Source organism: Thalassoglobus sp. JC818 (assembly GCF_040717535.1).
Classification (GTDB): Bacteria; Planctomycetota; Planctomycetia; order Planctomycetales; family Planctomycetaceae; genus Thalassoglobus.
This window is the reverse complement of record NZ_JBFEFI010000005.1, coordinates 1-13,834: the sequence shown is the minus strand read 5'-3', so window position 1 is coordinate 13,834 and position 13,834 is coordinate 1. Positions and strand designations below refer to the sequence as shown.

4 protein-coding genes are annotated in these 13,834 nt (G+C 52.8%); 1 reads left to right on the top strand and 3 read right to left on the bottom strand.

Translation table 11 applies throughout. The features are described from left to right. Positions 1-23 precede the first annotated feature (23 nt). The 3 genes from AB1L42_RS14120 to AB1L42_RS14110 form a co-directional block, all read right to left on the bottom strand. Positions 24-5,855 carry a hypothetical protein gene (locus AB1L42_RS14120; RefSeq protein ID WP_367056687.1) on the bottom strand — a complete coding sequence of 1,944 codons (5,832 nt, stop codon included), beginning with the start codon at positions 5,853-5,855 and terminating at the stop codon, positions 24-26. A gap of 4 nt (positions 5,856-5,859) precedes the next feature. Next, complete coding sequence (locus AB1L42_RS14115) at positions 5,860-9,087, bottom strand: hypothetical protein (protein ID WP_367056684.1); 3,228 nt, start codon at positions 9,085-9,087, stop codon at positions 5,860-5,862. Positions 9,088-9,587: 500 nt separating this feature from the next. Then, a complete protein-coding gene (locus AB1L42_RS14110; protein ID WP_367056681.1) occupies positions 9,588-10,382 on the bottom strand; it encodes an inositol monophosphatase family protein in 795 nt (264 codons plus the stop codon). A gap of 347 nt (positions 10,383-10,729) precedes the next feature. On the opposite strand from AB1L42_RS14110, the gene AB1L42_RS14105 reads away from it, so the two are divergent. Beyond that, on the top strand, positions 10,730-13,834 hold a 3,105-nt coding region (locus tag AB1L42_RS14105), incomplete at its 3' end, for a hypothetical protein (protein WP_367056678.1).

Here is a 13,834-nt window from a genome sequence, read left to right as displayed (position 1 = left end):
GCGACTCAGGGCTCGCTTGGTGCTTAAGCGGTACGCGATGACTTTCGGATCAGCCGGCGAATTCCCAAAGCCGCAGCGGGGAGAACGAAGAGAAGGCTGAAAATCGGGGGAGTCAGCAGCAGAGCCCACAGAAATCCGAGGGTTACGAGAGCGATTTCTGGGTTCTGATCGAGAAACTTGCCAGCCTTCGCGATGACGTTCGATTTCAGCCCAAGCAGAAAAATGGCAGCAGCCAGAAAGAGCCAGATAGCCGCGAACGTAATTCCGGAGTTGGACCACCAACGGATCCGTTTCAGTCGAAACGTTGTGCCCTCAGACGCAGAGAACCAATCAATCGAGTTGTTCGATTCTGTTGGACTCGCAACCTCAATTCCCCATTGTTGAGAGGTCGCTCCGCTTCCCTCCTCAGTCAAATCCGAAGTGACGATGAGTTGATCCTGAACCCGATCCCATTCCTCACGAACTTGAACTGCAATAACTTCGTCAGCTTCGGAGAGTGCTCCACTTTCCGACAGGTGGAGAATCGCCTGCCGAGTTTCATTCAGATTACGGATCAAAACATGATCAATGGAAATGGTTGATGGTGATTCGGGGATCAGTTCAACCAACGCATCCCATCTTGCCATTAGCTTTCCAATTCGCTTCGATCGATCGATCGAATGAGGATCGAGGACAGCCGCACTTGTTTCAACGACTCCGATCAGATGAGTGAACGGCTCTGAACTTTCGGCGGACAGGAGTGCGAATGTTCCGTCCGGGTTTGGATTGGCTGTCCATCGAACGTCGACGATCACCACCGGCTGATCCGATTCGACTGTAACGCGGAAGCTGTTCTCTGACTGTTCCGTCTCAAGAACTGTTCCTCCACGAGCTGTCACCGAATCAATCATGGTTCCTTCGTCGAGTCTCCACTTGAGAGATTTGAGATGTTCAACGCGAAGCCAATAGCTCGAGTTCGCCAGGATTCTTTCTTCAGTTCCCTGCGGCCAGACGATAGTTTCCGCGTAACTGGGGCTGACGAGTTCGTTTGTCGGATTCGTTCGAATCGGGTCGAGGACAATTTCTGAACTCAAGAGCTCATACGCAACAACAGCTGCTGGGCCAGTCGCGGACCACCAGTTGTTCGGAAGCCATGACGGATACTGCTTCGGCGAGATGAGAGTTCCCGATCGAATGGTCATTCCCTGCTGTCGACGCTGAGGAATGACCAGGATCTTCTTTTCGGGAGACCGCTCATTCACTCGAATCATCGGAATCTGCAGGCTCTCATCTTCCTCGAGCTGGTTTTGCCTGGGAAATGAAATTGGCTCTGCGAACTGTGTTTCGACCGTGATCACAGCGTCGTTGAGTCGATTTGAGTTGAATAAGAGCGAAAGTTCTGTCTCGTCACCGGTGTCGATGACTGACTCTCGTCGCTGTCCCGACGGAATTCGAAAGCTTCCGAGCGTTTTGGGAATTGTCAGGACGACTTGACTCGTCGCTGCGGTTTCGGTTTGCACTCGAAAAATGTGTGTCATCCCAACCAGAGACCGCCCGGAATACCTCATGCGGACAGCACATTCAGCAGAGAGTTCTCCCACCGGCGGGGTCACCTGAAAGCGAAGGGGTGACTCATCTGATTCTGGAATGTTGACTGCGATAATTCGGGGGTGGGAAGGATCAAAGTCGGGGATGGGGTTTTCAAGCAGCAGTTGCTTACTGGCGTTTCGAATTTCGAAGCTCCAGTTGGTGTAGTCGACTACCGTCAGGTCGCGCGACTGATTGATCCCGGTGGTCAAACTCGCCTGCGGAACTGGTGCCCACTTCGCTGCTTCGAGTGGAATCGTACCCTGTAGCTGCAAGGATCTCTTTCCGAGTTGTCCTTTGGAGAGGAAGACCGTCAGCCGCGAACCAGCTTGATGGAAGCGGAGAGGTGAATCTCCTGAAGGACTGGCATCGACCACTGAGGAGATTACTACCCCGCCAGTGATATCGAACTCCTGACGAAACGAAGGGAGTCCGGAAGTCGTCAACTCAGCGAATGACTCCCATTCGGCACTGTCTGATCGAACGGTGAGGACATCGCGAAACTCAGCGATTGTTTGAGACTGTTTTGCGAAAAAGTCGACCGAGATTTTCGCGTCTGCTTGTTGAAGCAGAACGATCGATGGAGGGCCGCCAGCGAATTTGTTGAGCTTCAAGAACTCTGTCGGCAGCGCAAACTCAATGCCTGTCGAATTCTCACTCAGCTGAATCTCGAAGCCAGTTGGTGGTCGTACTCCGATCAGATGCTCGCCGACATTCGCTCCCCAATCGATTTCCGGGACAACCAGAAGTTGTTCATTCCCAGTCGGAGGAGCAGGCAGCGAGAAGTCAATTTGAATCGTATCGTCGCTGGTTCTGTCCTGATTCAGTTCGAGTGCAAGGGATGCCTGCCCTTGTGTGTCGTGGCTCAGAAATGAGTTTTTCAACACCCGTCCGGTCGTTCGTTCGATCGTCACTTCGTCCGGGATCTCAAGGTAGAGAAATCGATCGGAAAGGTCTTCGAAACCGCTTAAAACTGTTTGGCCATCAAAATCCTGAGGCGAAACAGTCAACATGGTCGCGGCGCGCAATGGTGAATCCGAAGTTGAAGCAGCTCGCAGTGTCCCTTCGAACGTCAATTGCCCTACGCCTCCCAAGTCGAGGCTCGAAGATTCATCTTCGAACTCGTAGACGCGGCCATCGCGCTCAATCGCATTCAGACCTGAACGACCCGGAATGGTCAACCGCGTGTCGAGAACCTCTGGGATACCGGCATGAGGCGGATTGTCTGCGAATTCCTGAATCATCCATTCGAGGCGAATTTCGTGTTCAGTCCAGGACTCCAAGTTTGTGTTCCTGATCGGAGGAGTCACTTGCTCGATTCGCACAACTACTCCTCGCCCGGAAAGATGAGGAATCAACGGCTCAGGTCGTCCGTCTACCTCGCACTGAGCGCCGCGAGGGAAAATGACGTTTTCGAACGGCAGCCAGACGAACGTTTCAAGCTGTCGGTCCGGAACCAAAACGGTCAGACGTGCGTCGACGAAGTAATTCGGATAGGTCTGAACAAGTTCATAGTGAGACGATTTGAGCAGATATTCAGATGGCCTCTCGGTGCCAACAGAGGTGGTTGACGAATTGAGATTTCCGTTGTTGGTATTTGTCGTCGGCTGGGGTTGGGCGAAGCTCACTCGAGACGTGAAGAGTGCCATGACGAGAAGAACCGTAACGGTTTGGGCTCTGCTTCTTTGTTTGCTCTTCTGAGGTCGACGACTCGCATTGGGACTGACGGGGCGAAATTGCAGGGGAATGAGACTTGAAATCACGCTGCCAATGAACATGGCGCCCAGGATCATCGACAGTGCATTGTCGAAGAAGAGGAGCGCGATCATCAGTGTTGCAATCCAAAACGGAGCAGCATGTTTCACTTGCACGATCGATTGCATGCGTCCCCCGACCCCGATCAGAAGACTCAAGAAGAATCCGGTCCACGCGAGGTTCCATGTCATCCCGAGATTCCAGGCAACGAAAGTGACTTCCCGACCTGTTTTGACACTTCGGAATGTCAGTTCATCGTTCGGAATCAGAGTACGAGTCGGTGTTGTCAGTGAACTCTGAGGCTGATAGGCGCGCTCTTTTTCAGAATCGGTGACGGTTCGCATCCAGAGATCCGTTAATGGACCAAAAAAGAATCGCTGCGAATTGACCTTCGAAGTGAATCCAGGAAGTTTCGCTTGGACGAACTCAAAGTTGTCCGTTGTCACAAGCTTCCATTCCAGACCATTGAGCGGAACCGCAGTCTCCGGCAATGGGACTTGAAATTGTTGCGTCAGCGACATCGTCTCGGATTCGACGAGGTACACGAGTTCAACTTCTGTGATCTGCTGAATCTCCTGCGGAAAGAGGACTTTGCTTCCATCGCGGAACACCGTCAACGCCTGGCGGTCGATGGAAGCAGCCGAGATTCGACAATTGCTGTCTAGAGTCAGGTTCAGCTGATCGACGCTAACCGGTCGGTTGAACCTTAGGAGCGTATGCTGCACCAATTGAACTTGCTGAGAATCGTTGGTCTCGACAAGTTGTGAAACGACTCGCAGATCTCCTTGCACTCTTTCAGTATCGGAATACGCTTCCTCAAACGGCTCGACGGCAGGAAACTCCGAGAGTGGAGACAGGTCGTCGTCAGGAAATATCTCGTCGGACTTTGATCGAACGAAGAATTTGGGAGCATCGTCTGTTGAGACATTTCTGCGCGCCAACGTGAGCAGCGGTTGCCCGGACTTAGGTAGAGAATCGATGTCGAGGATTAAAGTTTCAGGGGACGGAACGTATTCGGTCGTTGAGCGGTTCCAGTTTGCTGGTTCGCTCACTTCAACATCCAGATCGCTCGGAATCACCCAGTCGATCTTCGCCTCAACTGTCAGTCCATCTGCATTGGTCAACAGAGGCGGTGTGAACTCGGTATTCGGTTTTAGTCCCGGACATCTTGCGAAGACAGCAACTTTGCGGGGCGTTGTCGTCGACAGCGGAGTCTGGAAGTCAATCTGCAGCAGATCTCCGACCACATTCCAGGAAGCGACTTGCGCGGATGGTTGATTCGCTCCGACACTTAGAATTTCCAGTCCTTCAGGAAGGTTCAACGAAGCTTCAAAAGCTGCTCCGGATTCGGCGCTCAGCGACAGCATGATGAGGCACCAGGGAAGCGGTACATCAGATTGAATCAGTTGATGAACTGAAAGTCTGACCGACTGTCTGGGCATCGCGATGACAGACCGAATTGATTTGTCTTGGGCGAATGATTGGAACTTCCAAACTTCAGTCCCTTGTTCGGAAACGAGATCGGTCTGCACAAACCCGTCGAGTCTGAGTTGTTGAAGTTCCAGCGGAGGATCGACGCGCAGGCTGATTTTGTGTGATGTCTCCCGACCAACGAGTGTTCGGATCAGCGGAAGCGATCGCATTTGACCGATCAGAAGCGGATAAAGTCCCTGCACTCGAAGGGCAATGCGATCGTTCGAAAACGATTTTGGAAGATCGACTTCGATTAAGTGCGGACGTTCGGGCACGCGTTGAAAACTGAGTGTTCCGCCTGCGACTGTGACTGCCTGAATCGCAAACTGCCGAGGAACTTCCAGGGTGATCCGGTCCGGAATGACGCCGATCCCGGAAATCAAAAGATCGGTTTGCACAAAAAGTCCCGCTCGACGAGCCACATAAACCGAATCAGCTGTGTAAACAACCGGACGTTGACTCGCAGTGAAATCGCTCCGACGAATCGTGAGCACTGTCTTAGTGACTCGACCAAGATCAATGGACCAGATTCGGTAGTCCTCATTCCCTTCTGATGAGGTGACTATTCCCGATGAAGACTGCAATTCAAATCCGTGAGGTAATTCCAGTCTCAACTGTGAATCGAGAGCTTCTGGAAACTGACACGTAATGAAAACAACGTCGCGTGCTTCGTCTCCCCGGCGAGACCATGTGCCGCTGATTATCGATTTGGATTTGTTCACCAGAACGATTTGCCTGCCATCGGGCGTCGTTCCCCAGGCTGCGGAGTCGGCGTTCTCCGGCGACATCGCGAGGTTCGACGAAGTCAGATCAACGGGAGTAGGCCGATCACCTAAGCGGGCAATCTTCCACTCAAACTGTCCATCAACGAGATCAGTGTCCTGAAATCTCGCCGAGTATTTGGCAGATTCGATGACGGCGCTGACGTTTTGCGAGCTTTGAAATGAGTCAGACTCGAGTTCAGAAACTTGTGCAACTGCGACTGCGCTAACGAGTTGCCACGTGAGCCAGAAGGCGAATGCCGGGACGCAAAATCGGAGCTGTCGACGATTTCCCACCATCGACTTACTCCGCATTTTGGGACATGTGAGAACTGTCTGACTGTGCGGGAGCATACAGCTTCGTGGACGCGGCCACGTCGACTTCTTCCTCTCGACTGTCACGTAGCGCGTGGTCGCTGGTCTGTCCCCAGCGTGAATTCGAAGCCTTCTGAATCTGATGCGAACGTGTATCGATAAACGTCGCTGTCAGTGCGAGCACCACTCCGAAGATCGCAGGCTGTAACAGCAACAGAAGCGGTTCCGGATACCAGACGCTGATCAGGGCGAACAGGAAGCCAATCACCACCAGTGAAAAGACATTTCGCGTGACAGGAAATCTGTAAAAAACGAATCCTAAGAGCAGGGCGAAACCAGCTCCGATGAGGAGAATCAACGAGCGGTTCATCGATCGGAACTTGACTTCGATTTCCGGACCGAATCCGCTGAATGAGTAGTAATTTGAAGCGAAGTGAAACTCGTCAGGGACTTGCTGAAGAAGCGTCTCCCGTTCCGCTTCGAAGGAGGGCCGAACCGTTCTGGACCAAAAGAGGCCATCTCGAGTCCATTCAAACTCCGGTTCCACCTGTGGGTAAACGAACAGGTGATGACCCTTGGGCAATTGGACCTCCCAAGTCGTCGAGTCGACCCAGACACTCTTCTTGAAGGTCGGGAACTGGAATCGTTGTTGGCTGGTGTGTCCGAACGGAGTGGTAGACGGAGTTCGATAAACCACCTGGATTTGTCGGCGCTCCAACAAGTCGATCGGGAGAGTGATTGTCAGTTCTCCCGGACTTTCTTTGCGAAAGGTGTAGGTGCTGGGCTCCAAAATGTCGCCGTCGACACTGACCGACTTCAGTTCGGTATTCTCCGGGAATTGAATCACCATTCGCACAGGAGGCGAAAGAGCGATCATCGTCGCCACAGTCTCTGAAGAGCCATCTTCTCGGAACCGGGTGAAGAGCGACAACTCATCAACGATGTACTGCTGTGTTGAGTCGGCGAGTTCCCGACCGAAAGTGAGTGGTACTGATGAAATCGCCCCGTCGATTCCTGGAGTGACCCAAAGTGGACCGCGTGGTGACGTTCTCAATGCAGTCCAACCGCCAGCTTCTTCACGAACCTGAATCGATTCAAACGGCGTAACGAGACACTCCGCACGTTCATACGGATAGTCGAGAAGTCCCAGAATCGGTAGGTCCATCTCCGCGAGTTCGTCTGCAGAAGTGACCGGAAAACCATAATCGACATCAATTTCGATCAGCCCGGATGTGGGTTTCGGCAAGAGGGCAGTCAGTGACTCGGGGCTGAGAAACACCGACAAGAATTCATTTCCGCTGCGAATCTCCAGGCTTTCCTGAATGGCGAATTCGGGAATAAGATCGCGCAGTTCTTTTGGCAGAATGAGTTCGACTCGATCGAGCTTGCCATAACGAACGTCGAGTGCGATTCGCTGATGGACGATCAATTCGTGCGGACGGATATCGACGATTTCGACTGATGTTGACGAAGTGACTTTGCGTTCGTGTGGAATCACGGTCGCGCTCATCGACCTCGCTGACAGGTCGTCAAATTGAATGGCGGTCGCTGTCGCTGGGATTCGGTCGAGGGACTTCGGAAGAATCCAGCGTTGTGACAGGCCGGCGATCACATCTTCTTCAATGTTGTTTAGTTCAACGAGTGATGCATCGGACTTGAGTTTGAGTTCAATGTCTTCAGCATTGTCGATCAACAGAGTCGACAGGCCGGAGCTGTTGCCCTCGACTTGAGGGAGTGTCAGTTCCGTCGTCGTGACCTTTTCAACTGGAAATGGCTTACGGAAGACAGTCGTCAGACAGATTCGCGATGGGAATTCGATGCTGCGGTTGAGGGTCAGATTGACCTGTCCAGCGCGATGGTCGATCGATGGCGTGATGCTTCCGGTCTGATCGGGAGTGCAATAGGCCGCTTCAAATTCCCAGCCATCCGACCGGAAATTGTCCCAAAGCAGATTGAAAGCATCGGCACTTCCCCGATCGACTTGTATGAATTGATGCACCTGAAGCGTGGTCGACTGACGATTGACCGACAATCGAAAGACAGGTGTGACGGAGTACGAGGGCAAGTCCGGAACGATTTGTTGAACGAGCCGAAACGGTTGGCGAAAGAATTCGTAAGCGCTCAGCAGGCTGCCCGCACCGGTTCCCTTAAGCTGGTCGATTCCAATTCGATAAACCTGTTCTGACTCTGTCGTTCGCGGGATCGTGCGGTATCCGACGGTTCGATCGACGCGAATCAGCCCTTCCTGACGTGTGGCACCTTCGACTTCGAAACCATCGATGAGAATTCGATCGCCATCTGCGTTAAGCGGTCGTCTGAGAATCCAGTGCAACTCCAGCTTGCCGGTGACTGAACCGCTGAGAGGGATGACGATCCAGCCATCGCGTTCGGGGTCATCCGTATAAGATTCGAAATTGGCTCCGCTGACTTCCAGCAGTTCGAAGTCTGTCGGGAGTCGAATGTGAAGTTCTTCCTTCACCTGTTGCTGTAAGTCAATCGATTGATCCGCGACCAGAATGTGCGCATCCGAAGTTGGCTTGAGATGAATTCGAGTTGTGACTTGAGCAATGGTTTCCGCATCATTTTTCGGGACCGACCATGCGAGGTCGAGTCGAGAATTTGAAACGGTCACATCAACGTGTGTTGCCTGACCGTCGCGACTCACGTCGAACACGGTGCCATTCACGTTTGCTCGAACAACGGCATTCGGTTCTGGAATCCGGATCGATGCGCTCGCCACGAACTGTTTCGGAAGCGGTGGCAGCGTGATTTGCACCTGCGATCCGAGAACAGTCTGTCGAACGGGAACCCACATTTTGAATTTCAAAACGTGTTTTCCTTTTCCCTTTACCATCCACGTTACACCGCCATCGGGTGATGGCGAACTCAAGTCCGGGAATTCTTCACCGGGGCCTTCATACGTGCGGCTGAGGATGCTCGCTTGATCGAACCGAAGAGGGACACTGTGCCAACCCGAATCGATGTTCACGAGGATTTCGATCGTCGCATCGATCCAAAGTCGGTCATCCGCGACGTACCCGTCAAAGTCAACACGGGTGATGTGATAGTCCGGAATCATCGGGGCTGCTTGGGAACCCTCTGAAGAACGCTCCAGCGTTCCTTCTGATTCAGAGCCGATCGCGGTCGTCGGCAATGGTTCGGGAAGTTTCTGGCTATCCGGCTGAGCGTTTGCGAAAGATGAAAGGAGGTTTGTCAACAAGCAAAACAGAAAAGCAATGTTGAGAGGTCGAGATACTGATTGCTCGCTCGGCGGAGAGTGTCGGTCGAACTGCTCAAGAGAACTCGGGCAATCTTTCGGGACACGAGTGATAATCTCATTCGCTGTGCACTGTTCATTCAATCTAAACGCAACCACTTCGGTTCCGGTGCTGCGACCGGAATGGCTTGCGTCAGTTTGAATGCATGCTTCGGAGATCACGTTCTTGCAATCTTGTCCTCGGGAAATCGCGTCGCCTTGGAGTCGAAGAGACTCAGAAGTCCCGTCGCTTGATCATTTTATGAATCGACCGCGGTGGGAACTGAATTTTTCCGATGGATCGTTGTTTTTCTTCAGAAGAGCGACCGTTGAATGAAAAGCATCGGTCTTGATGGCAACTGGATCATATCCTGAAACGTTGATGCGAACCAAGTTGCCTTCTCCGAAAAAAAGAAACCAAAGCAGACTCTCCTCGTCAGTTTTCACTGACAGGCGAGTCGTCAGATCGGCTCGGACGCGACGCAGAGTGCCTCTGTAATATTCTGGTGCAGTGGAGCACCATTCGTCGCGAGCAAGTTGGGCTCGTAGACGGAAAAGTCCTCATCCGAACAGGTTGTAACAATTCCACCAGCTTCCCTCACAATGACGACACCGGCAGCCATATCCCATGGCTTGAGGCTGGTCGACCAAAAGGCTTCGATCCGGCCGCACGCCACAGCACACAAATTGAGGGCTGCGGAACCGGTCCGCTGAACGGTTTGGGCCTTCTGGATCATGTCGAGGAATCGACGGATGGCAACATCGTTGCGGTCAGCCTTGATCGGAAGACTCGCCATACACATGGCTTGAGGGAGCTCAACAATCTCCGAGACTGAAATTGGTTTTTGATTCAGATTCGCTCCTCCACCAGTCACAGCAGAGTACATTTCGTCGCGTGTGGGATCGTAAATAACGCCGAGAACGAGCTCCCCAGCACGCTCCAGGCCGATCGAAACCGCGTAGTACGGGAAGCGATGGACGTAGTTGGACGTTCCGTCGAGCGGATCGATGATCCATCGGTAGGGCGAATCACCCTGATCCTCGGAAAGTCCTTCTTCTCCGAGGAATCCGTGATCCGGATAGCGAGAGCGAATTGTTTCGTAGATTGCCTGTTCGGAGGCGAGGTCAGCTTCCGTGACCAGATTGGCGGGGCTCTTCTCTCGAGCGGTGAATTTTCCCGCCCACTCTTCGAGGACGCGGCCGCCATTTCGAGCTGCTTCTTCCGCAGTTGCGAGAAACTGTGACAAATCCTTCATCGGTCGTCATCCTTGAAATAATCCGTGCGATTCTCTTCCCCAATACGGTTCATGTCGGCTGATGAATCGGAATGTTGGGGATTTCCGAATTGTCCGAGAACTTTCCAAACATTTTCTAACTGATCTCCGTCGAGTATCATATGCAGAGCGGTCGTTGTCGCGCGAAGACTTGGAAAAGTTCACAATCCGAATGTTCAACCGCGAATGCGGAGTGATCTGCCGGTGAGAATGTGAACTCACACGAGAGCCAGGAAGCTCAAGTACCTGCTGCGATGTGACCTTCCGACAACTGTCGACCAAATGGTCTCAAGATGGGAACCAGGATGGCGAACAGAGAGAATCCAATCATGGCTGTTGCTGACGAGAAGAAAAAGAAATCGACGAAGTCATCGAAGTACGTCGACTTTGATGAATTCATCGACTATCAGCTCAAGAAGACGCGGTCCGGAATTCACCAGACAGACCTTCTCACCTCCAGCGTCATTCTCCTGTCGTTCGTTCTGGGATACCTGCTGCTCTTCGTGATTTTCGATCACTGGGTGATTCCCGGTGGCTTTGGCGAAGTGACACGGATGATTCTCTCCGGAGCTGTTCTGGTGGCATCGCTCAGTTGGCTGGTCGTTCAGATTCTCATCCCGTTGTGGCGAGAAGTGAATGTTCTGTATGCCGCACGGGAGATTGAGGAAGCTTATCCCGAACTGAAGAGCAGTCTTCTTTCCTGGGTGCAGTTGCATGGCCAGTCGGGGCGCGAAATCCCTCCGGACTTGATGAAAGCTCTCGAGAAGAGAACGGCACTGCAAATCAAGCAGTCCGATGTCGATGAAGCTGTCGATCGAAAAACGCTCATGCGAGGATCGTATCTGCTGCTCGGGATCGTCGTGTTGATGTGTCTGTACACGATCTTTTCCCCTAAGAAACTCTCGACTTCGGTCTGGAGAGCCTTGTTCCCAACGACTTCCGTTGCTGCCTCGACGCGAACTGAAATTCTGGATGTCGTTCCCGGGGACTATGAGGTCCTCGCTCGTGATCATCTCGATGTGACCACCGATCTCGGGGGAGTCATTCCTGAGGATGTACGTTTGCTCTTCACGACTTCGGATCGGAGGTTCGTCGACGAACCAGTCGTGATGAAGAACACCGGGGAGGGTCTTCCACGATTTCGAGTGCGTCTGGTCGGGGCGAATGGAGAAGGGCTCCTCAAAGACTTCACCTATCGAATTGAAGCAGGGGATGCGACTTCCGATACGTATCGAGTTCGGATCAATCAACCTCCGACAGCGACGGTGACTTCCGTTGAGTACGATTACCCGGATTACATGCTGCTGGAAGATACCACTCAGCAAAGTTCCACGATTGATGCTTGGGAGGGGACGTTCGTCACCGTCAGCGCGCAGACGAATATGCCTGTCACATCAGCGCGTTTGTACCGCACAGATTTCGATTCTGCCGATGAGACTGCTGACTTTATCGAGATGGTCAAAACCGGTGATGGAGAACTCCGTGCCAGATGGAGACTGAAATTTCGAGAAGATGGAACGTTCGCCAGCAATTACTTCATTCAAGTGACCAACGATGCGGATCAGACTGATCCTCAGCCCACGATGCACCGGATTGTCATTCGTCCGGATGAACATCCTCAGATTACGTTGACCTATCCGACTCAAAATGAGCTGGAACTTCCTGCGAATGCGGTCATTCCCATCGCTTTTCAGGCCAATGATCCTGACTTCATGCTGCGAAGGGTTGTCCTTCGATTCGAGCGAGAGGGAGAACTTCTGCCGGTTGCTCCACATTTGTTCGATGGCCCGGACCGCCCGGAGGTGAAGTCTCGCTACGACCTGGACTTGAGTGACTTTCGACTGAATGCCGGCGATGAATTGTTCTTCTTCCTTGAGGCAGAAGACAACTTCGAGCCGTTCGACTCACTCCCGAAACATTTGACGCGTACTTCAAAAGTTCGCGTCCGGATTATCGAGCCTGTTCCAGAAGAACAAGTTCAGCAGATGCAGGAACAACAGGAGCAGCAACTCGAAAACTCAATGCAGGATGAGAACGGTTCGACACAAGAAAATCCGCAAGATCAACAGCCGCGCGATCCACAGAACGAAGAGGAAAGCGGCGAAGAAGGTTCGAAGTCTGAGGGTGGTTCGACTGAAACCGAAACCGGAGAATCAGAACAGACTGAGCAAGGGGAGTCGAATCAAGGTGACCAGTCCTCAGATGGAAATTCTGGCCAGAGAAACGGCGACTCGGCAGGTTCCGAGAGCTCCAACACCGGGCAGGGGGAGCCAACCCAATCGACTGAGAAGTCCCCTCCAAGTGACAATGCCGATGACCGACCTTCCGAAGAGGGTGGGACTGAAACTGGCGGAGAAGGCAACCAGTCTGACCGCTCGACCGGGCAGCAGACCGGTAGCCAGGAGCAGGGCGGGCAGAACGGTTCAGAGTCAGAGGGACGTAGACAAGAGAATCGAAAACGAGCAGAGGATGATGAAGCTCTTCGGGAACTCCTGAAGTGGAGCGAAGAGAATCCTCAGGAGCCATCTTCGAACGAAGAATCACCAGATCAGCAGGCTCAACCTCGCGATCAACAATCCACAGCTTCAGAAGAATCGACCGGAGAAACTTCAGAATCAAATCAAACGTCTGAAAATCAGCAGAGTGAGTCTCGAAACGATCAGACTTCGGCGGATCAAGGATCGCAAAACGATCCAATGTCGGGAGATTCTCCTTCTTCCAACAGTGGCGAAAATCAAAGCAGTCCAGAGGAACAAGGAACTTCGACCCCAAGTCAGGAGACTTCACCAGAGCCAACCAATCCTGCAGGTCAGCAGAATCCATCGGAACAATCTCCGAACAGTCCTTCCGGTACGAATACTCCCGATGCCACCCAGCAGACCGGTCGCAACGAGCAACAGGAAAACGGACCCGATTCCGCCAACGGTGCGGAGAACGCGTCTTCCGAATCACAGTCTCCGCAAGACGGGACACCGCAAGATTCCATGTCTGAAGCTGGCGAGTCGAACCCGGAGATGAATTCAGGTTCACCAGACACCTCTCAAGGCGAGAACACGTCGAGCGACCCATCTGCTTCCGAAGCTGGAGAAAAGAATCAACCTGGAAGCGCAGCATCGGACGATCAACCTGCTCCGAATGAGAATTCTGATCCCTCAAAACCGGGAGATGAAAAAGGACCAGCAAATGAAAAGGGAAATCCTGCTCAAGAGAATTCACCATCCACGGACACAAGCAATTCCGAGAGCGGTCAGGATGGAAATCCACAGGAGACGCAGAACGCTGATATGAAGAGTGATGGTCCGGGAACGGAGTCTCAGCCGAAGGAAGGCGACGCTCCCCAAGAGGGTCAACCGTCAGAAGGACAACCGTCAGAGGGACAACCATCTGAGGGACAACCATCTGAGGGACAACCATCTGAGGGACAACCATCTGAG